The organism is Corallococcus sp. CA049B, from assembly GCF_003611685.1.
Classification (GTDB): Bacteria; Myxococcota; Myxococcia; order Myxococcales; family Myxococcaceae; genus Corallococcus; species Corallococcus coralloides.
This window is the reverse complement of the sequence record NZ_RAWC01000157.1, coordinates 1-20,845: the sequence shown is the minus strand read 5'-3', so window position 1 is coordinate 20,845 and position 20,845 is coordinate 1. Positions and strand designations below refer to the sequence as shown.

At 70.2% G+C, this 20,845-nt stretch carries 16 protein-coding genes; 8 read left to right on the top strand and 8 right to left on the bottom strand.

Annotated features, from left to right (window positions below; all coding sequences use genetic code 11):
- Positions 1-14: 14 nt before the first annotated feature.
- Positions 15-551: a hypothetical protein gene (locus D7W82_RS27745; RefSeq protein ID WP_120621228.1), complete on the bottom strand. Its 537-nt coding sequence runs from the start codon at positions 549-551 to the stop codon at positions 15-17.
- A gap of 95 nt (positions 552-646) precedes the next feature.
- A complete protein-coding gene (locus D7W82_RS27740) occupies positions 647-1,204 on the bottom strand; it encodes a hypothetical protein (protein ID WP_233587968.1) in 558 nt (185 codons plus the stop codon).
- A 284-nt stretch (positions 1,205-1,488) separates the two neighbouring features.
- On the opposite strand from D7W82_RS27740, the gene D7W82_RS27735 reads away from it, so the two are divergent.
- Positions 1,489-2,826: a S9 family peptidase gene (locus D7W82_RS27735; protein ID WP_120621227.1), complete on the top strand. Its 1,338-nt coding sequence runs from the start codon at positions 1,489-1,491 to the stop codon at positions 2,824-2,826.
- Positions 2,827-2,829: 3 nt separating this feature from the next.
- Here the strand turns inward: D7W82_RS27735 and D7W82_RS27730 are convergent, their stop codons facing one another.
- From D7W82_RS27730 to D7W82_RS27720, 3 genes are all read right to left on the bottom strand, one after another.
- Entirely contained in the window at positions 2,830-3,126 is a 297-nt protein-coding gene (locus tag D7W82_RS27730) for a hypothetical protein (protein WP_120621226.1), read from the bottom strand.
- A complete protein-coding gene (locus tag D7W82_RS27725) occupies positions 3,123-4,151 on the bottom strand; it encodes a prephenate dehydrogenase/arogenate dehydrogenase family protein (RefSeq protein ID WP_120621225.1) in 1,029 nt (342 codons plus the stop codon). The genes D7W82_RS27730 and D7W82_RS27725 overlap by 4 nt, the downstream gene beginning before the upstream one ends.
- A 102-nt stretch (positions 4,152-4,253) precedes the next feature.
- Complete coding sequence (locus tag D7W82_RS27720) at positions 4,254-5,756, bottom strand: hypothetical protein (RefSeq protein ID WP_120621224.1); 1,503 nt, start codon at positions 5,754-5,756, stop codon at positions 4,254-4,256.
- A 519-nt stretch (positions 5,757-6,275) separates the two neighbouring features.
- Between D7W82_RS27720 and fusA the strand changes: the two genes are divergently transcribed.
- Positions 6,276-8,381 carry an elongation factor G gene (gene fusA, locus D7W82_RS27715; protein WP_120621223.1) on the top strand — a complete coding sequence of 702 codons (2,106 nt, stop codon included), beginning with the start codon at positions 6,276-6,278 and terminating at the stop codon, positions 8,379-8,381.
- 127 nt (positions 8,382-8,508) lie between these two features.
- The gene (locus D7W82_RS27710; protein WP_120621222.1) at positions 8,509-9,765 is read left to right on the top strand and encodes an RNA polymerase sigma factor; all 1,257 of its coding nucleotides are present in this window, start codon (positions 8,509-8,511) and stop codon (positions 9,763-9,765) included.
- A 184-nt stretch (positions 9,766-9,949) separates the two neighbouring features.
- Here D7W82_RS27710 and D7W82_RS27705 read toward each other — a convergent pair whose 3' ends face one another.
- A complete protein-coding gene (locus tag D7W82_RS27705; RefSeq protein WP_120621221.1) occupies positions 9,950-12,148 on the bottom strand; it encodes a DUF4082 domain-containing protein in 2,199 nt (732 codons plus the stop codon).
- A gap of 201 nt (positions 12,149-12,349) precedes the next feature.
- Entirely contained in the window at positions 12,350-12,871 is a 522-nt protein-coding gene (locus D7W82_RS27700; RefSeq protein ID WP_158617737.1) for a DUF2007 domain-containing protein, read from the bottom strand.
- Positions 12,872-13,088: 217 nt separating this feature from the next.
- Between D7W82_RS27700 and D7W82_RS27695 the strand changes: the two genes are divergently transcribed.
- Both D7W82_RS27695 and D7W82_RS27690 read left to right on the top strand, forming a co-directional pair.
- Positions 13,089-14,228 (top strand): glycosyltransferase, encoded by a 1,140-nt coding sequence (locus D7W82_RS27695; protein WP_120621219.1) that lies wholly within the window; start codon positions 13,089-13,091, stop codon positions 14,226-14,228.
- 21 nt (positions 14,229-14,249) lie between these two features.
- A complete protein-coding gene (locus tag D7W82_RS27690; RefSeq protein ID WP_120621218.1) occupies positions 14,250-15,386 on the top strand; it encodes a glycosyltransferase family 4 protein in 1,137 nt (378 codons plus the stop codon).
- An 825-nt stretch (positions 15,387-16,211) separates the two neighbouring features.
- Here D7W82_RS27690 and D7W82_RS27685 read toward each other — a convergent pair.
- Positions 16,212-17,456, bottom strand: a complete 1,245-nt coding sequence (locus D7W82_RS27685) for a glycosyltransferase family 4 protein (protein ID WP_158617736.1) — start codon at positions 17,454-17,456, stop codon at positions 16,212-16,214.
- A gap of 296 nt (positions 17,457-17,752) precedes the next feature.
- On the opposite strand from D7W82_RS27685, the gene D7W82_RS27680 reads away from it, so the two are divergent.
- From D7W82_RS27680 to D7W82_RS27670, 3 genes are all read left to right on the top strand, one after another.
- Positions 17,753-19,573, top strand: a complete 1,821-nt coding sequence (locus tag D7W82_RS27680; protein ID WP_120621216.1) for an aminopeptidase P family protein — start codon at positions 17,753-17,755, stop codon at positions 19,571-19,573.
- A gap of 291 nt (positions 19,574-19,864) precedes the next feature.
- On the top strand, positions 19,865-20,194 hold the full coding sequence (locus D7W82_RS27675) for a hypothetical protein (RefSeq protein WP_120621215.1): 330 nt from the start codon (positions 19,865-19,867) through the stop codon (positions 20,192-20,194).
- A 119-nt stretch (positions 20,195-20,313) separates the two neighbouring features.
- Positions 20,314-20,643 (top strand): hypothetical protein, encoded by a 330-nt coding sequence (locus D7W82_RS27670; RefSeq protein ID WP_147439573.1) that lies wholly within the window; start codon positions 20,314-20,316, stop codon positions 20,641-20,643.
- Positions 20,644-20,845: the final 202 nt, after the last annotated feature.

Sequence of the window (20,845 nt, the reverse complement as noted above, 5' to 3'; positions counted from 1 at the left end):
ACCCGGAGGCCCCCCTACCGCGTCGCGGTGAAGCTCCGCTTGATGTGGCACTTCACGCGGTTGTCCTCGGAGGAGAGGATCTCCAGATCATACACCCCCTCGATGACCGACCTGTCGGTGGCCGACCGGGGCGAGGGCGCGGCCACCGTCGAGTCAATCAGGACGGTGCGCCTGACGCCCTTTTCGGTGAGGTACTGCGCGGTGGAGAAGTAGAGCCGCCGTGCGGGCTCCCCCTCGTAGTAGGTCCCCAGCGTCTCGTCGCCGAACTTCGCCGTGACGTAGCTGTCGGACAGGGTCAGCACGAGCGGTCCCTGTGGCAGGCCGAACCCCAATGCCTCGCATCCCTCGCCCGGAGGCGATGCGTCCGCGAACTGGAGCGTGTAGGTGCCCGCGATGGCGCATCCCTCCTCACATTCAGGAACGCCGCTGCTACAGCCCGGGTTCCCCATGCCGCTGCCCATCGTCATCATGCCCACGGCGAGCAGCACCGGGATGCGGAGGAACGTCACGGCCTTCGGGGAACGGGCGCTGCGCGGGGATTCGACGTGCATGAAGGACTCCAGGTGGAACGGGCGGGCGTCAGACTAGCCAACGCCTGCCCTGGTCCGCACCTGGGGTCCGAGGTGTTTCACCTCATCCCGTGAACTCAGGGCGCGCGGGACGCCACGGCGGGCGCGGCGCTCATCGCCTGGCTGAGCTTCCGGGCACCTTCCGAGAAGGCCCCGCGTGCGATCTCCTGCCCGGAGGTGCCGAGCACCTGGGCGAACACGCGGTCGAAGCCCTTCTCCAGGCCCATGGACTTGTGGGGTTCACCCTTGGAGTCCGCGACCATGTAGAGCGACGAGTCGAGCTCGGCGGGCGGTGCCTCGCCCTTCTGGCGGTACAGGTCCTTCATGGCGGCGAGCGACTCGTCGTGGCTCTTGCGGATCTCCCCGCGGGCCATGCCCTTGAAGAGGCCCGGGACGTCGCGCAGGTCCACGTGGATGACGACGATGGGCTTCTTCTCACGCACGCCGTAGATGAACTGGGAGGCGCGCTGGCGCAGCTCCTCCTTGGTGCTCTTGTTGGCATACAGCACCAGGGTGGGCCTGCCCTGCCCGATGGGGACCTCCTTGCCGAACACATCCTTGAGTTCAGCGGCGCTGGCCGGGAGAGCTCCCAGCAATCCGAGCAGGCAGGTCAGCAGGGCGGTCTTCTTCATCATGCAATGGCTCCAAAGGGTGAAGAGTCGCAATGGGTCCACCAACATCGCCACCACCCCCCTGAATCCCGGCCGATGAATTCAATCCATGGCAGGTGAAGAGGGGCCGACGTAGCGAGCCCTGGGGTGCGGCAGGTGCCCCTGCTCCCGCTGTTCCAGCACGTGCGCCACCCGGCCCGCCGAGCGCCCCACCGCGAACACCGTCGCGGCCCGCGAGGCCTTCCGGGTGACAGAAGTGGAGGCCCGCGGTGTTCGAACCGCCAGCACTTCGCTGGAGGCCAGAGACCATGGGCATCACACTGGACCGTCGCTCCCTCATCCAAGCCAGCCTGGGGCTGACCGGAGGGCTCGCGCTCCTCCGGGGCGCTCCCTCGGCGGCGGCCGGACGTCCTTCCACGACGGCCGCATCCACCGAGGAGCCCCGGCCCTGGTGGGAGCTGGGGCTGATGGCGGACCCCATCATGGAGAGCCAGCTCCTGCACTTCCTGGCCGGGACCTACAGCGCGCAGTCGGACATCAGCGAGGTGCTGGATACGGCAACCCGCATCGTCGCGGGGGATGACTGGAGCTGGCCCAATGAGTGGGTCAGCACCGCCGACCGCATCCGCGCCATGGGCGACGTGAGCCTGTCCCGCCGTCATTCCATCAGCGCGGGCAATGCCTACCTGCGCGCCGCCAACTACTACCGCGCCGCGCTCATCCACCACCCCGAGCCTGGCCACCCGAGCGGGGTCGCCACCGGGCGCAAGGCGGTGGACGCGTACAACAAGGCGCTCCACCTGCTGAAGATACCGGGTACGCCCGTGCGCATCCCGTACGAGGGCACCACGCTGCCCGGCTACTTCTTCCGCGCCCCGAGCGCCCGGAGCATCGCGCCGCTGCTCATCTTCCAGCAGGGCCGCGACGCGTGGCCGGAGGAGTCCAAGTACGTCATCGACGCGGCGCTCGCGCGGGGCTACCACTGCCTCATCGTGCACGCGCCCGGCCAGGGCATGGCCATCCGCGAGCAGGGGCTTCCCTTCCGCCACGACTGGGAGAACGTCATCCGGCCGGTGGTGGACTTCGCGCTGTGCATCGCGGGCGTGGACTCGCGGCGCATCGCGCTGCTGGGCTGGAGCATGGGCGGTGCGCTGGTGCCGCGCGCCGCCGCGTTCGAGCGGCGCATCAAGATCCTCATCCCCAACCCCGGCGTCCTCAACTGGGGCGAGTCCTCCTTCGAGCAGTTCAACATGTACTTCCCGGAGGTGATGCCTCTCTTGGACAGCGACCCCCAGGCCTTCGACGCGGCCATGGCCCAGCTGATGGAGCAGGTGTTCCTGTATCGCTGGTACATGAAGGACGCGATGTCCAAGCACGGCGTGAGCACGCCGTCGGCCCTGCTCTTCGAGCTGCGCCGGTTCAACAACGAGCCCACCGTCCACCGCATCCGCTGCCGCACGCTGGTGATGGACGGCACCGCGGAGGCGTTCTCCCAGGGCCAGGCCCGGCTGCTCTTCGACGCGCTGGAGTGCCCGAAGGACTACATGCTCTTCACCACCCAGGACACGGGGCTCCTGCACTGCCAGGAGGGCGCGCAGGCGGTGGCCAACCACCGGATGTTCGACTGGCTGGACGAGTACCTCTGAGGCTCAGTCCAGCACGCCGCTGGGCTCCCCGCCGAACAACACGAACTCCGCCTCTTCCAGCGTGGAGAACGCCCGGCCGTGGCGCTTCAGGTAATGGGAGAGGCGGATGGCGAGCCCATCACCCATCAGCATGAAGTCCCGCACGAGCGCGCCGTCGCGGGGCATGCGCGTCCAGTGCTGGAGCTCGCCGGCCACCAGCGCATAGGTGCCTCCGAGCCGCGCTTCCTGTTCGAGGATGTGCTTCACCGCCGCGGCCTCGCGCTGCCAGGCCTGGGTCTTCCGGGCCTGACGCCGCGTCATCGCAGGCTGCTTCCCAGCACGGCGCGGAAGACGGCCTCCACCTCCTGCGCGTCCACGCCCAGCTCCCGGGCCCACGCCCGGCGCACGGCGAGCAGCGTCTCCGTGCGAGCGGGCTCGTTCCCGGCCTCATGGGCCCGGCGCTGACGGCGGGCCAGTTCTTCCCGGCGGGCGAGCAGCTCCACCAGCTCGCGGTCGAGCGCATCGATGTGCTCGCGCGGCTCACGGGGCGCGGGTGCTTCCGGCTCCAGCCCGGGCACCGCGACGCCCGAAGTCTCCGGCGCCTGCATCACCGCGGGCGCTGCCTCCAGGTCGTGGTGGATGTCCTGGAGCGCCGCGAGCAGTTGCCCTCGCGCCTGCGTGGCGAAGGGGTTCTCCTGCTGGATGGCGTTGAAGAGGTGGCCCGCGTCCGCGCGCACGGTTTCGATGGTTCGCGACAGCGCCTTGAAGCTGGCTGGCGCGAAGGGCACGTCCGCCGCGGCGCCGGAGTCCACCATCCCCTTGGCCACGAAGAAGGTGAGGGCATGCGTGCGCGCCATCACCTGGTCATGCCCCTCGGGCGTCTGTTCAATCACCTCGCAGCCCAGCCCCTCGTAGAAGCGCCGGGCGCGCGGGGCCGCTTCCGGATGCAGCGGGTTGGGGCAGAGCACGACGCGCATGGGGCGCTCGGCCATGGCCAGGCTCAAGGGGCCGAAGAGGGGATGCGTGCCCACCCAGGGCACCCGCGCGCCCAGCACCTCCGTCAGCGCCTCCACGGGCTTCACCTTCACGCTGCCCACGTCCAGCACCAGGTGCTCTGGCCGCAGGTGGGGCCGCAGGGAGCGCAGCACGTCCCGCATCTGGGGCACCGGCACCGCCACCACCACCAGCTCCGCCCCTTCCAGCAGCTCACCCACCGAGTGCGCGCGGAGCGGCCCCGGGATGTCCGCCACCGGGTCCAGGGCGCGGTGCGCCACGCCCACCGCCTCCAGCAGCGTTCCCAGCGCGCGTCCAAAACGTCCGTAGCCCACGAGTGCGACATGCGACATGCGCCGGATTCTACGCGGGCACGCGCTCAAGACACGACCGCCGGATCCCTCGTGAAGAGGGACCCGGCGGGGGACGACTCGCCAGGATGGGCGGCCCCGGGACTACCGGGCGCGGGCCATCTCCGCCGTGAGGCAGGACTCGGTCTTCTCCGGGACGACGAAGAAGGGCTGCTGGCGGCTCAGGCCCTGGGACGTGCCCAGCCAGCCGTCGCCAATCTGCCCGGCGCCGTCGTACACCAGCGCCAGCCAGTCATGCTGCGACGCGGGGAGGATGTCGGTGGTGTCCGCGTCGTGGTTGAGGCTGTAGGCGTAGGACGCGGCCTGGATGGTGCCGTTGCCGTTGAAGTCCAGGTTCGCGCTCGCGGTGCCGGCGCGCTGCACGCCGTTGATGCGCACGCCGATGTGGGCCAGGTCCGCCTCCGTGGTGGGCGCGATGGGGGCGAACGCGGAGACCTCGTTGACGGCCGCCTCGCTGATGGAGGCGACGCGCACGCGCGAGTAGTCCAGCACGTTGTCCACGCCGTCGATGCGCAGGCCGTACATCTGGTACTCGTAGTTCATCTGGCTCAGGTAGTTGGCCTTGTAGTTGCTGTCGTCGTTGCCGCCGTGACGCAGGCCGATGTTGTGCCCCAGCTCGTGCATGAGGGTGCCGGCCTGCTGCAGCTCCGTGCCGCCCGCCACGGGCCAGCCACCCAGCGTCACCACGAAGTCATGCGCGGGGATGCCGCGGGAGATGCCGCTGGAGGTGCCGCCGTTGTACGTGTTCGCGAACAGGGCGTAGTGGAAGAAGGGCGCGCGGCGCGACTTGAAGTACTTGGCCTTGATGACGTCGAAGTCCGTCCACACGGGCGTCAGGTCCGTGTCCGCGTCCGCGGCGGCGATCTGCGAGTCCAGCACCAGGTGCAGCGCGATGCCCGTGGTGCCGTTGGGGTTGGACACCGGCGCGTTGGCGAAGGAGGTCGTCACGCGGTCCAGCGCCGCCTGGGTGGGCTTGCGGTCCGCGTAGTAGTCCACCTCCACGAAGATGTCCTTCTTGCGCGGATCCGCGCCCCAGTAGCGCAGGTCCACGCCGCCGTAGCCGTACAGCTCCGCGAAGTCGCTGATGCGGTCGCCGTCCGTGTCGGAGTTGTTGGGGTTGGTGCCGTACTGGTTCTCCGCCGCGTCGCAGACGCCGTCACCGTCGGTGTCCACGGCATTGAGCGCGCACAGGTACACCGGCTGCACGGCGGAGACCTGATAGTCGGTCCCGTTCTGCGTCATCGTCGTGTAGTTGGGCCGGTGGTAGACGGTGACGGAGCGGTAGCCGGAGCGGCTGTAGACGAGCCGCACCGCCTCCTCGCCGGACGCCGGCATGATGATCTGGACGTTGTCGTCGCCGTGCTGGTTGCCGTAGGCGTCGAAGATGAAGAGGCCGGACGAATCCGTCGTCTGGGTCGCGAGCCCGGTGCCGCAGCCCGTGCCGGAGCAGGTGCCGGAGGCGACGTAGACCGTCACGCCCTCCACGGCGCTGCCCGTCGCGGAGTCGTAGATGAAGCCGTAGACACACCCATTCAAGCCGACGAGACCCATGGAGGCCGTCAGCAGGCGCTTGTAGAACGTGGACATACTTCCCCCTCGGAGGAACCAGGGGTTGGCTTCTGTCGCCAACCGCCACATCTACGGCGCGGGCGGCGGATATTCTTTCGGGGATTTATTTCCGGGCGCGGAACACGGGGGAGGCCGCCGGGTTGACAGCGGGGGCTGTCTGTCTTACTCCTGTCTCATCATGAGGCCCGTCACTCTGCATGCCCTGCCTGTCCTGAGCGCCTTCGCGCCGGCGGCGGACGTGCGCCTCGCCCCCCGTCACGAGGTCCTGCTCGATATTTGAGCAGGCGGACCGGAGTCCTCCGGTGCGCGCGTGGCTGGTTGCCCGCGCACCGTGAGCTCTGTCTCCGCCCGTCCCCTCCCTGGGGGTGCCTTCGTGTGTCCTCGCGCCATCCCGTAGCGGCCTGACGTGCCGCTCCCGGCCCTGCGTGCGCGTGCGCGCCTGAAGACAGCCACCGGTCCATTCCTCTCATCCAACCGGCATCTCAATCCAATACACACCCGCGGGCCTCGCTGCCCGGACGGGAACGGGAGTCTTCCATGCCTCGCACCACGCGCATCGAGCGGTATCGCAACATCGGCATCATGGCCCACATCGACGCGGGCAAGACGACGCTCACCGAGCGCGTCCTCTTCTTCACCGGCCGCATCCACTCCACGGGAGAGGTGCACACGGGCTCCACGGAGATGGACTGGATGGAGCAGGAGAAGAAGCGCGGCATCACCATCACCTCCGCGGCGACGACGGCCTTCTGGCAGCCCCGGCATGGGCGGGAGGCGGGCGTGCCCCACCGCATCAACATCCTGGACACGCCGGGCCACGTGGACTTCACCATCGAGGTGGAGCGCTCGCTGCGCGTGCTGGACGGCGCGGTGGCGGTGTTCGACGCCAGCCAAGGCGTGGAGCCGCAGTCGGAGACGGTGTGGCGTCAGGCGGACCGCTACGGCGTGCCGCGCATCGCGTTCATCAACAAGATGGACAAGGTGGGCGCGGACTTCGCCCTGAGCGTGCAGTCCATGGTGGACCGGCTGGGCGTGCGCCCGGTGGCCGTGCAGTGGCCCGTGGGCGACGGCGCGGACTTCCAGGGGCTCGTGGACCTGGTGCGCATGCGGGTGGTGCGCTTCCAGGGCGACGACGGCGGCTTTGACGACGACGCGCCCGTTCCTCCGGAGCTGGCGGAGGCGGTGCTGCCGTACCGCATGCGCCTCATTGAAGTCTGCGCGGACCTGGACGCGGGCGTGATGGAGAAGTTCGTGGACGGGCGGGTGGAGGACATCACCGCGGAGGAGCTGGAGCGCGCGCTGCGCGCCGGCACGCTCGCGCGGACGCTGGTGCCGGTGCTGTGCGGGTCGGCCTTCAAGAAGAAGGGAGTGCAGATGCTCTTGGATGCGGTCGTCAGCTACCTGCCGTCACCCGCGGACATGGCCGCCGTTGAGGGCTTTGCGCCCGTCACCGGCGAGCGCGTCAGCCGTCCCGTGTCGGACTCGGGGCCGCCCACCGCGCTGGCGTTCAAGCTGATGAGCGACAAGGCCGTGGGAGGCATCGTGTTCCTGCGGGTGTACTCGGGCACGCTGCGCGCGGGCACCGTCCTGCTCAACCCCGCCACGGGACGGAAGGAGCGGGTGGGGCGCCTGATGTTCATGCACGCCAACCGCCGCGAGGAGGTGGCGGAGGTGCACGCGGGCGACCTGTGCGCGGCGCTGGGGCTCAAGGGCGTCCGCACGGGCGACACGCTGTGCGACCCGGAGGCGCCGGTGGTGCTGGAGGCGTTGAACGTGATGGAGCCCGTGGTGCAGCTCGCCGTGGAGGCGCGCTCCCCCGCGGAGCTGCCGAAGTTGGAGGAGGGCCTGCAACGGCTGGCGGCGGAGGACCCGTCGCTGCGCCTGGGCGTGGACCCGGAGAGTGGCCAGGTGCTGCTGTCCGGCATGGGTGAGCTGCACCTGGAGGTGGTCGTGGATCGGTTGAGGACGGAGTTCGGCGTGGAGGCGCGCGTGGGACAGCCAAAGGTGGCGTACCGCGACACGCTCCGGAGCGCGGTGCGCCAGGAGTACCGCCACGTCCGCCAGTCCGGCGGGCCCGGACAGTACGCGCGCGTGGTGCTGGACGTGGGGCCGGCGCCGCGAGGGGCGGGGCTCGTCTTCGTGGACGCCACGAAGGGCGGCTCCATCCCCCGCGAGCTGGTGCCCGCCATCGAGAAGGGCGTGGCCGGCGCCATGGCGAAGGGCATGCGGGAGGGCGTGCCGCTGGTGGACGTGGAGGTGCGGCTGGTGGATGGGGACACGCACGTGAAGGACAGCACGCCGCAGGCCTTCATGGTGGCGGGCTCGCTGGCGCTCCAGGAGGCCGCGCGGCGCGTGGGCGTGCAGGGGCTGGAGCCGGTGATAGAGGTGGAGGTGGTGACGCCGGAGGAGTTCCTGGGCGACGTGCTGGGCGACCTGGCGTCGCGGCGGGGACGGGTGCTGGGGATGGAGGCGAAGGGGACGGCGCGGTGCGTGTCCGCGCGCGTGCCCATGGCGCGCCTGTTCGGCTACGTGACGGCGCTGCGAGGCCGAACGCAGGGACGCGCCCAGGCCAGCATGCGCCTGGGGACGTACGAGCCGGTGCCGGAGTCGGCTGCTGGCCTGGCGGCCGAGGCGCGGGCGTGAGGTGACGGCCCCGGGTCTTCCTCTGAAGGGAGGCCCGGGGCCGTGCTGTCTTCGCGGAAAATCGAACCCCGTGTCGATTTCCGGGGCGCCCGTTCGACGTCCATTTGATTGAGTTCGCGCCGTGACGATGTCCAAGGCGCAGGCCGCGGTGCACGCGGTGTGGAGAATCGAGTCCGCCCGGCTCATCGCCGGGCTTGCGCGCATGGTGCGCGACGTGGGGCAGGCGGAGGAGCTGGCGCAGGACGCGCTGGTCGTGGCGTTGGAGAAGTGGCCGGTGTCGGGCGTGCCGGAGAACCCGGGCGCGTGGCTCATGGCCACGGCGAAGCGCCGCGCCATCGACGAGATGCGCCGTCACAAGCTGCTCGCGCGCAAGCACGAGGAGCTGGGCCACGGGCTGGAGGAGGCGGAGGTGCCAGACCTGGACGCGGCCCTGGACGACGACGTCGGCGACGACCTGCTGCGCCTCATCTTCACGTCCTGCCACCCGGTGCTGTCCCCGGAGGCGCGGGTGGCGCTCACGCTGCGGCTGTTGGGCGGCCTGACGACGGATGAAATCGCCCGCGCGTTCCTGGTGCCGGAGCCCACGGTGGCCCAGCGCATCGTGCGGGCCAAGCGCACGCTGGCGGAGAAGGGCGTCCCCTTCGAGGTCCCCCACGGCGAGGAGCTGGCGGCGCGGCTCGCGTCGGTGCTGGAGGTCGTCTACCTCATCTTCAACGAGGGCTATGCCGCGACCGCGGGCGATGGCTGGATGCGGCCGGAGCTGTGCCAGGACGCGCTGCGCCTGGGGCGCATCCTCGCGGAGCTGGCGCCGGGCGAGCCGGAGGTGCACGGGCTGGTGGCGCTGATGGAGATTCAGGCGTCGCGGTCCCGGGCGCGGGTGGGGCCGTCGGGGGAACCCGTGCTGCTGCTGGAGCAGAACCGCGCGCTGTGGGATCAGCTCCTCATCCGCCGTGGGCTCGCGGCGCTGGAGCGCTCGGAGAAGGCCGGGCCGGCGGGGCCGTACACGCTGCAGGCCTCCATCGCCGCGTGCCACGCGCGGGCGCGCACTCCGGAGGAGACGGACTGGCCGCGCATCGCGGCGCTCTACGCGGTGCTCGCGCGGCTCACGCCGTCGCCGGTGGTGGAGCTGAACCGCGCCGTCGCCCTGTCGATGGCGTTCGGTCCCGCGGTGGGGTTGGAGCTGGTGGATCAGCTCGTGGCGGAGCCGTCGCTCAAGCACTACCACCTGCTGCCGAGCGTGCGCGGCGACCTGCTCAAGAAGCTGGGGCGCCTCAAGGAGGCCAAGGCGGAGTTCGAGCGGGCGGCGTCGCTCACGCGCAACGCGAAGGAGCAGGCGCTGCTGCGCGCGCGTGCCGCTGCCTGCTCGGGTGAGAAGCCGTCGTAGTCCCGCGCTATTTGGAGCGGCAGCTGACGAGTTGGGTGACGCGAGAGTCCTTGAGCTGGTCGCTGAGGTTCTGGGGGGGCGCGCGGTGGAGGTGTCCAGCCTCAGCTTCGTCCTCACCTCTCCTTCGCCCGCGGGAACGGGCGGGCATCCGCGAAGCATACCCGCCCTCCCTTGCGTCACGCGCTCAGGGGCGCGGAGACAGCTCCAGGTTGTCGAAGTTCGTGTCCCAGCCGTTGGAGGTGATCAGCGTGAAGACCGTGCAGGGCTGCGTCCAGGTGGGGACGATGTGCGTCACTTGTCCCGCCGTCAGGGGGAAGCTGAGGGTGGGCAGGTCGATGCACTTCAGGGTGAGCGTGGCGCCGCTGTCCCACGTGAAGGCATCCAGGCCCAGGATGCGACGCTGGCCGATGATGCCCAGGTCGGCCTGGGTGAGGCCGCCGCCGTTGAATGACACACTCTTCGTGTCGAACCCGCCCCAGGGCGACGCGATGTACCAGCGGTTGAGGCCGAACTGGATGGGGCCATACGTGCCGTTGAGGGTCTCGTCCTGGCCGGGGACGGTTTCAAAGGTGACGAGGTTGGTGGACGGGCCCACGGGGATGGCCAGCGCGTGCGTGTTGTTGCCCGGCACGAAGTCCGTCTCCGAGGACGAGAGGGTGGCCTGGCTGGTGAACGTCCCGGCGCTCAAGGGGATGGCCTCCACGTGGACGGTGAAGCTCGCGCCCGGCGCCAGGGTGGGGGCGCCACACTGCAGGTCACTGAAGAACCCGCAGTGCCCGCCGTTCACCGGCGGCGCGCTCGCCGAGTAGAAGAAGTAGTTCAAGCCCGCGGGGATCGGGACGTCGAGCACGACGTTGGTGGCGGTCGCCGGGCCATTGTTCGTCACGGTGATGTCGTAGAAGAGCACGTCACCATTGGCGCCCGTGCCGGCGGGGAACGACTGCGTCACGGCCAGGTCCACCGTCGCGGGACCGCTGGGCTCCGAGGGGACGAACGTCACGTCCACCCAGAAGTTGGTGTTGAGCCACGCCTCCGTGGGGAAGGCGCTGCCGTTGAGGTTGCGAACGCCGTTGCCGCTGGCCTCCACGGTGGAGGGCGCGTGCAGCGGGGGCATGTCCACGCCCGCGGTGCTGAAGTAGTACGGGGTGATGGCGTAGCGCCCGCCGGTGGCGAAGTACGACACGACGTAGGTCGTGTTCGCGGCGAGGCTCACCGGCGTGGGGAAGGACAGCTCGCGCCAGCCGAAGCCCGTCTCCGCGGGCGTGGTCTCCGTGGTGGCCAGCAGCGTACCGGTGGCGCTCCACAGGTGGCCCACGTGCGGGCCGGTGTCGGTGCTGCCCTTGTAGTAGCGGACCTTCGTCACCGTGCCCGCCACGTCGGTGCGGAACTTCACGCCGACCTCCGTGGGGGTGGCGTCGGCGTTCTCGTACTGCGGGTCGCCCGTCACGCTGTTCCACAGGCTGCAGGGGTTGCAGGCCATGTTCGGCAGCGTGGTGGCGGTGACGACCGTGGAGGCCGCGCTGAGGTTGCCGGCGGCGTCACGGCCGCGCACGGTGTAGTTGTACCCGGTGGAGGGCGTCAGGCCGGTGTCGCGGTAGCGCACGGTGGTGCCGGGCAGCTCCGCGATGAGCTGGCCGTTCCGGTACACCAGGTGCCAGCGGGCATTGCCCTGCATCTCACCCGTGCCGTCCACGGACGCGTACCAGGTCAGGTCGATGGCGGTGGACGAGCTGGGCAGGGCGGTGACGTTGGTGGGCGCGCGCGGGGCCGTGGTGTCGTTGGGCTGGAAGGCCACGTCCACCCAGTAGTTGCTCGCGTTGAACGAGCTGGTGGGGAAGCCGCTGGCGCCGTAACGGTAGAGGCCGTTGTTGGTCGCTTCCGCGTGCAGGGGGAGCGCATCCAGCGCGGACGCGAAGCCGTTGCTCGTCACGGCGTAGTGCCCGGCGGGCGCGTGATACGAAACGACATAGTTCGTGTCGGCGGCGATGGTGACCGGAGTGGCGAAGCGCACCTCCTGCCAGCCGGAGGCCGTCTCGTTCTGGAAGGTGGCGGTGGCCATCAGCGAGCCGGACGCCGTCCACAGGCTGCCGGTGTGCGTGCCGGTGTTGCCCGGGCCCTTATAGAAGCGCACGCCCATGATCCGTCCCGGAGCGTCGCTGCGGAAGCGAACACCCAGCTCCACCGCGCCGCTGTCGTCCGCGGCCGTCACGGCCGGGAGCGCGGTGGTGCCCAGCAGCGACCGCTCACCGGGCAGCAGCGGCTGCTCGGCGGTGGTCGTCTCCGGTGTCTGCGAGGTGGGCGGTTCCGCGGGGGCACAGCCCATCTGAATCCAGGTGAAACCCAGCACGAATGTCGTGACCCAGCGTGATGCATGTCGAAGCACGTCGGACTCCTCTGTCCATGAAACCCGACGGCGACTTCTCATGTCGTCAAATCGAAATCCATGTATTCCATGGATGATTGACAATTCTTGCGTGGCTGGCGGTCAGTGGTCAGGGGCGCTGTGATAATTCCGCCATGAATTGAAACAGCGCCGTGAATGGAGAGGTGGACGCGGAGGCACAATGTCAGACATGTGCTGGGTTCAGTGCAGCAGGGCGTTGAGGGTGCTCGCCAGCATGAGGAAGAAGGGCGGGCCGAACAGGAAGAGGAGGATCAGCCAGGCGATGACCTTGCGCTTCCGGCCGCGCTGAATCCCGGCGCCCGAGTCGTTGCGCTCGGCGCAGTCCTCGCAGATGCCGGCGCTCGCCCCGGTGCAGCTGGCGCACAGGAAGGTGCCGCACCGCTGGCAGGTCCCCGTGGCGCGCTGGGCGTGCAGCGCGCAGTGCGCCTCTTCGGAGTCGGAGTCGGGTGCGGGGGCGAAACCCACCGGCGGTTCTCCCCGCGCCCCGCTGTTGAGCAGCTCCCGCGCGTGCTCGAGCTCGCCGGTGGGGACCAGCACGCGCAGCTCGATGTAGGCCCCGACCACGCCGAGCATCGAGCGGTGCTGCTCGCCCTGGACGATGCACGGGATGTTGTCGGCCTGGAGCAGGGCCCGCACGAGCGCGGCCTCGGATTCGTCGCCGCAGGTCGTGAGCAGCTGGAAGTCGTGATCAGGAATTCCCAAGAAGGGGCTCCGGTGGGGCCCCAGGGGCCTGTGGACGTCGGGTGCACACGAGTCTCCCGTAGGACGGAAGCCCCGGGCAAACGGGCCGTTCCTCCGCGTGGGCGGCACCGTGTCTTCACGCTCCGCGAAGGAGCTTCCACTGCCGGACATCCTCCGGGTCGTGGGCCGCCCTCGGGGGGTTGTGGGGCTGGAGCGCGTGCCTAGCTTGGCCGCGTCCATGACGAACGAAATGCACCCGACGGCGCGCCCGACGCGCGTGGCTCACGTGATGTATGGCCTGGAGATGGGCGGACTCGAACAGCTGGTGGTCCGGCTGTCCCAGCACGGCCGTGAGAGGGGCATTGAATCCGTGGTGCTGGCCCTGGGGCCGGACGGTCCGGTGCGCGAGCTGCTCCAGCGCGCCAACGTCCCCACGGTCTGGTTGGGAGGCCTCGCTGGCATGACGCCCGCGGCCATCCGCCGGCTGGCCCAGGAGGTGGACGCCTTTGGCGCGGACGTGGTCCATGGCCACGACGTGGGGCCCTGGCTCAACGCCGTCGCCACCCGGACGCTGCGTCCGCGCACGCCCGTGATGGGCACCTTCCATCAGACGGTGGAGCCGCAGGGCAAGCTGCGCCCCGCGGCCATGGCCGCCGCCATGTTCACCCAGTCCCTGGTCGCGTGCGGCAGCGAGGTGCGCGCCAGCCTGGAGCGCTGGAGCCCGAAGCTGCTCTCCAACGTGGTCACCATCGAGAACGGCGTGCCGCTGGAGGTGGCCACGGGCGACGAGGCCCGCAGGGCCGCGCGTGAGCGCCTGGGCCTGCCCCAGGACGCCACGGTCGTGGGCTACCTGGGCCGCCTCTCCGAGGAGAAGGGGCCGGACCTGCTGGTGGACGCGTTCCTGCGCCACTTCGCGGACGCGAAGGACACGCACCTGGTGATGATTGGTCCAGGCCCGATGGAGGCCTCGCTGCGCGCGCGTGCCGCCGCGTCGCCGCTGGCCGGTCGGGTGCACTTCACGGGCGCGCTGCTGGAGGCGAGCAAGCTGTTGCCCGCGTTCGACGTCTACGTGCAGCCGTCCCGTCGCGAGGGCCGCTCGCTGTCGCTGCTGGAGGCGATGGCGGTGGGGCTGCCCACGGTGTCTCACGCGATTCCGGCCATCCGTGAGGTCCACGGCGATGGTCAGACGGCGCTCCTGGTGAAGTCCGAGGATGTGGATGCGCTCGGCGGCGCAGTGAAGCGCCTGACCCACGACGCGGAGCTGCGCTCCCGGCTTGGCGAGGCCGCGAAGCGCGAGGCGCAGCGCTACTCGCTGTCCACGATGGTGGACACGTACGCGAAGCTCTACCGGGGTGCCGCGGCTCGCGCCCAGGCGTGAGCGGGCACGGGGGAATCACGCGTGCCGCACTCCACCATCCTCCATGTGCGCAGCACCTGCGGCCTGTATGGCGCGGAGCGGGCGCTGCTCTCATTGGCCGCGTCCACGCCGTCGCCGTGGCGCGCGCAGGTGTGCAGCCTCGTTCCGCCCGGACGGGTGGACGTGCTGTCGGGCGCGGCTCGGGAGCAGGGGCTGGACGCGCTGACGCTGGAGGTGCCCGGCCGCTTCAGCGCGATGGCCGTGGCGACGCTCGCTTCGGAGGTCCGCCGGAGCGGAGTAGGGCTGCTGCACGCGCATGACTACAAGTCGCTCACGCTGGGCGCCGCCGCGAGCGCGCTGGCCGGAGTCCCACTGGTGGCCACGTACCACGGGGACACCGGCGCCACGCCCGCGCTGATCGCCTACGAGGGGTTCGCGCGCGTGCTGGGCAACTGCACGCGCGCGGTGGCGGCGGTGTCTCGCGAGCTGACCGCGCGCCTGCGCCGGTACGTCCACCGCTCGCCGGTGGTCTACATTCCCAACGCGTTGCCGCTCGCGGCCGAGTGCACGGAGGCGGAGCGGCTCCAGGCTCGTGAGGCACTGGGGCTCGCGCCAGAAGGTTCTGTCATCGCGCTGGTCGGTCGCCTGTCGGTGGAGAAGGGGCCCCAGGTGCTGCTGGACGCGATGCAGCGGCTGGCCCGGACGCCTGGCGCCACGGTGCCCACGCTGCTGCTGGTGGGTGATGGCCCGCTGCGCGACTCGCTGGAGGCGCAGGCTCAAGGGCTGCCGGTGCGCTTCCTGGGATTCTGCTCGGAAGTGCGCAGCGTGTACGCGGCGGCGGACGCGGTGGTGATGCCGTCCTTGCGCGAAGGCATGCCGCTGGTCGCGTTGGAGGCGATGGCGCTGGGACGGCCGCTGGTGGCGTCCGGAGTTGGGGAGTTGCCCCATGTGCTGGGCACGGGGCGCGGGCTCGTGGTGCCGCCGGGAGACGCGGGCACGCTGGCCTCGGCGCTCGCGGGATTACTCACGGCGCCCGGATGGCGCACGCGGATGGCGCAGGCAGCACGTGAGTACGTCGTGACGCATCACGCGCCGGAGCGGATGGCGAATCGCTACATCGAATCCCTCTACCTGCCCGCCCTGATGGACCCGCGCGAAGAGCAAGTCGCGGCCGGGTAGGGCAACCGAAGCATCACCGCCTCGTCCCCAGGACATCGCCGCAGCACCCCTGCCGCCCGGCGCGGCCAAACCTGTCCGACAGTCGGACCGGTTCCCGCGGCCCGGACGGGCGGAGGCCCCGCCAGCCGCGGCCGTCCAAAACCTGTCCGACAGTCGGACCGGTTTCCGCGGCCCGGGTGGGCGGAGGCCCTGTCGGCCTCGGCCATTCAAAACCTGTCCGACAGTCGGACCGGTTCCCGCGGCCCGGTTGGGCGGAGGCCCTGTCGGCCTCGGCCATTCAAAACCTGTCCGACAGTCGGACCGGTTCCCGCGGCCCGGTTGGGCGGAGGCACCCGTCGGCCTCGGCCATTCAAAACCTGTCCGACAGTCGGACCGGTTCCCGCGGCCCGGTTGGGCGGAGGCACCCGTCGGCCTCGGCCATTCAAAACCTGTAGGACTGTCGGACAGGTTTCCCGGCTCGGACGGGCGGAGGCCCTGCCAGCCGCGACCGTCCAAAACCTGTCCGACAGTCGGACCGGTTTCCGCGGCCCGGGTGGGCGGAGGCCCCCATCGGCTGTGGACACCCGGAACCTGTCGGACTGTCGGACTGGATTCCCCTGCCCGGGTGGGCGGAGGCCCCCATTGGCTGCGGCTGCCCGGAACCTGTCGGACTGGTTTCCACTGTCCGGTTGGGCGGAGGCCCCCGCCAGCTGTGGCCTCCGAAAACCTGTCGGACAGTCGGACATGTTTTCTTCGGTGCTCCCCGGACGGGCGAGCCCCCGAGCGGAGCCCATGTCCGCGGGCCTGGGTGTGCGGTGGCTGCCCGCCGCACTCTGCCCCCCAGGCTCAGTTGGCTGCTGCTCCGGAGGGCTTCTTCCCTGCGCCACTCACGGACACCGCGTTCAGGTAGAGCTCGCCCAGCCCGGCCCCGATGCCGTCCCATGCGAAGGACTCCGCCATGCGGCGGGCGTTCTGCGCGAGCCGGCTGCAGAGGTCCGGATCATTGCGCAGCCGGCGCAGCGCGGCCGCGAACTCCTCGGGGGACTCCGCCAGGAGGACATGCTGCCCCTCCACCACCGGCAACCCTTCCACCGCCAGACGCGTGGCCACCACGGGCACTCCCGCGGCCGCGGCCTCCAGCACCTTCAGGCGCGTCCCACTGCCTGCTCGCAGCGGAATGGCCGTCGCCAGCGCGCGCGCCAGGTACGGCGCCACCGACGGCACCGAGCCCGTCACAACCAGCCGCTCGTTCTCCAGGGCTCGCACGGACGCCGGCGGACTGCGGCCCACCACCATCAGCTTGCTGGTCGACAATTCCGACGACACCAGCGGCCATACCTCGCGCGCCAGCAGCAGCACCGCGTCTTCATTGGGCCACCAGTCCATGGAGCCCACGAAGACCAGGTCGTCACCCTGGGTCTCCCGGGGCGCGAAGTCCGGCAGCTTCACTCCGTTGGGCACCACCCGCACCCGCTTCGCTCCCATGGCTCGCAGCTGCTCGGCGTCCACGGACGAGCACGCCAGCACGGTGTCCGCCTGGCTCACGCACTCGCGCTCCAGCCGCTCCACCCGGTTGAACTGCCAGTTCAGGAACGGACGCATCGGCGGCGGGCTCAGCGGCGCCATCCGCGCGAGCAGCTGGCTCTCCACGTTGTGCTCGTCGATGACCATGTGTGCGGACGGGTTGAGCCGCCGCGCCAGCGGCAACAGCTGCGCCATGTGCAGGTGGTCGAAGTGGATGATGTCGAAGGGGCCTCGCTCCGCCAGCACCCGGCGCAAGGCGTCCTGCACGCTCTGGCGCGCGAAGCGGACATAGGTGAGCGGCGTGCCCCGCAGGAAGGCCCGCGTGCTGTTCAAGGTCTCCTCGGGCGCTACGCGCGGCAGGTCCACCAGGTGCAGCCGCGAGGCCGGCACGCCCAGCTCTCCCAGCCAGCGCCTGAAGCCCTCGGCGTCGTTGCCCGCCCGGTGCACCGCGAGCACGTCCAACGTGAAGCGCGAGGCAAGGGCGCGCACCAGCTCGAGCGTGCGCAGGGTGCCGCCCGTATCCGAAGGCAGCGGAACATAGGGAAGGATGGCGAGTACGCGTCGCACGGTGGGGAACCAAGCCTGCTTCAGGAGACGGGTGGAGCCGGCCGCGTGCTCCTCACCGCGGCCAACCGCTTGGTAAGCACCTGCGTGCAAGGGGCCCAGGCCCACGCGGCGCTTTCCCGTCGATGGACAACACATCGTCCATTCGCGAGGCAACGGGATGCTGCACCGCGTCTTCCGAGCAACAGCCGTCTTCCCGGCGGTCTTGACCCGGGCGGCGGCCCCCCTGCCCGTGAGGGGCCTCGAAAAGGCGCGCGGTTTGCGGCATGAGGACGCACGTCGCAACGACGGAGGAAGCCATGGGCCTTGAGCAGACACAGGGGGCCGCGGCGCGCGAGCGGATCGCGCGGGTGCGGCAGGTGATGCGGGAGCGCGGTGTTGCGGCGGTCTGGGTCCCGACGAGCGACCCGCACCTGTCCACCTACGTGCCGGCCCGCTGGAAGGGGCGGGAGTGGGCGTCTGGCTTCACCGGCTCGCTGGCCACGCTGGTGGTGACGGCGGACTACGCCGGCCTCTGGGTGGACAGCCGCTATTGGGATCAGGCGGACGCCCAGTTGAAGGGCAGCGGCATCGCGACGGTGCGGACGATGAACGCGCCCGGGCAGTCACACCTGGACTGGCTGGCCGCGAACGTGCCGCAGGGACAGACGGTGGCGGTGGATGGGGCGGTGCTGGGCCTGGGCGTGGCGCGCTCGGCGGCCGCGCAGCTGTCCGCGGCGGGGGTGTTGCTGCGCACGGACCTGGACGTGGTGGCGGAGGCGTGGGCGGACCGGCCGCCCCTGCCCGCGGCGCCCGTGTTCGCGCACGCGCTGTCACCCGTGCCGCGGACCGACAAGCTGCGGGCCGTGCGCGCGGAGATGGGCGTGCTGGGCGCGACGCACCACTTCATCTCCACGCTGGATGACGTCGCGTGGCTGATGAACCTGCGCGGCGCGGACGTGGAGCACCTGCCGCTGTTCCTCGCGCACCTGCTGGTGGAGCCTGGTGGGGCCCGGCTGTTCATCGGGGCGGGCAAGGTGCCGGACGCGCTGCGCGCGACGCTGGAGGCGGACGGCATCACCCTCCACCCATACGACGAAGCGGCCCGCGCGCTGGCGGCGTTGCCGGACGGGACGCGGCTGCTGGTGGATCCCCGGCGCATCACCCACGGGCTGCGGCAGGCGGTCCCCAAGGGCGTGACCGTGGTGGAGGGGCTCAACCCGTCCACCGTGGCCAAGTCGCGCAAGACGGACGCGGAGCTCGCGCACTTCCGCGACGCGATGGAGCAGGACGGCGCGGCGCTGTGCGCGTTCTTCGCCTGGTTCGAGTCCGCCCTGGGCCGCGAGCCCATCACCGAGCTGACCGTGGACGAGCGCCTCTCCGCGGAGCGGGCGCGGCGCCCGGGCTTCGTCTCGCTCAGCTTCTCCACCATCGCCGCGTTCAACGCGAACGCCGCCATGCCGCACTACCGGGCCACGAAGGACTCGCACGCGACCGTGTGCCTGCCGGGGCAGAAGCCGCAGGGCCTGCTGCTCATCGACTCCGGAGGGCAGTACACGTCCGGCACCACGGACATCACCCGCGTGGTCCCCGTGGGCGAGCCCACGCCCGAGCAGCGGCGCGACTTCACGCTGGTGCTGCGCGGGAACATCAACCTGTCCCGCGCCCGCTTCCCCCGGGGGACCCGCTCCCCGAACCTGGACGCGCTGGCGCGGGCGCCGCTGTGGGCGGAGGGGCTGGACTACGGCCACGGCACCGGCCACGGCGTGGGCTTCTTCCTCAACGTCCACGAGGGGCCGCACGGCTTCTCCCCGACGCTGCCCAACGACCTCACCACGGCGATGGAGCCGGGGATGATCACCTCCAACGAGCCCGGCCTCTACCGCCCGGGCCGCTGGGGTATCCGCATCGAGAACCTCATCGCCGCCGTGCCCGACCGCAAGACGGAGTTCGGCGACTTCCTGCGCTTCGAGACGCTGAGCCTCTGCCCCATCGACACGCGGCTGGTGGACCCGGCCCTGCTGTCCCGCGAGGAGGTGGACTGGCTCAATGCCTATCACGCCACCGTGCGCGAGCGGCTCCTGCCCCACGTCCAGGGCGCGGCGCGCGACTGGCTGCTCCAGCGCACCCAATCCCTGTGAAGCCTGAAGCATCCCCTCATCTTCGATTTTCCCTCGGAGCTTGCTTGCTCGGCTGCCCATGCGTTCTCCGAGGGGAATCTTCAAATGAGGGGATAGCTCAGCTGTGAAGCCAGTCGGCGGGATTGTCTGATTTGTGATGGGCCCGCGTGGGCGCGTATGCTATGGCTTCCGGCTCCATCTGCAGGGAGCCCATTGAACATGATGATGAAGGCGGGTTGTGTCTCTCTTTTCGCGGCAATGCTCCTGTCCCTCGGATGCGGTCCGGAAGCAAGCCCAGGCAATGAGAGCGGGGTGGAGCAGATCGGACAGGGGTTGGACGCCTCGGACCCCATCGTGGGGGATTGGCACTACAGCAGCCAGTACAACATGGCCGTCTATACCAACGGGGACGCCATCGAGACCACGAGCGACGGAGGCTGCTGGGCCATTGGAGACGTGGTGTTCAAGGACATCACCCTGGTGAGTGTCTCCGGCACGACGCGGACCTACTCCGCTTATCGGGATGGGGACGGCCATTGTGGCAGCCCGTTTACCGGCCCCGTCACGGTGACCGTGAAGCCCACCACGAAACCGGGGGCCACCTATGAATTGATCGAGTACTACGGCACCTGGTACCGGTAGGATTCCTGCTGCTTTCGAACCAACGCGAAGGCAGACGCGGTCCTGGACGTGCCGCCCTGAAGGCGCGCATGCTCAGGCCGCGCGGGGGCCGGCCCCGCATGTGATTGAAAGGACTTCGCATGCGACTGACCCGAGTGCTGTTTCCCCTCCTGATGCTCCTTCCCCTGCTGGCCTGTGGAGACAGCGATGGCGGCGTGGGGGAGAGCTGCGGTGAGGACGGCTGTGACTCCGGCCTCTCCTGCCGCAGGGACTTTCCCGGCACCTTCTGTGCGCAGGACTGCACCGCGGAAGGGGAGGGCGGAGGCTGTCCGTCCGGCACGCTGTGCACGCGCCAGCTCGACACGCTGATGTGCTCGCCCGTCTGTGACTCCGAGTCCGATTGCCGGGAGAGCTACGCCTGCAACGGCGTCAGCAGCACGAACCTCAAGGCCTGCCAGGTCAAGCTGTAGACGCGGCCGGGGTTTTGCAGTCCTGGCGCTTGATGCTTGGAATCCATGGAGTGCGGGCTTGTGGCATGAACGCTCTCTCTCTCGGGCTGATGATGTGGATGTTGCTGACGGCTTCGCTCGGTGCCTGCGTGCCGGAGGAGGCCGTCGAGGACTCCCTGTCCGTGGCCCGGGGGAGGCAGCACTCCCGGCGGGAGGCTGGCGG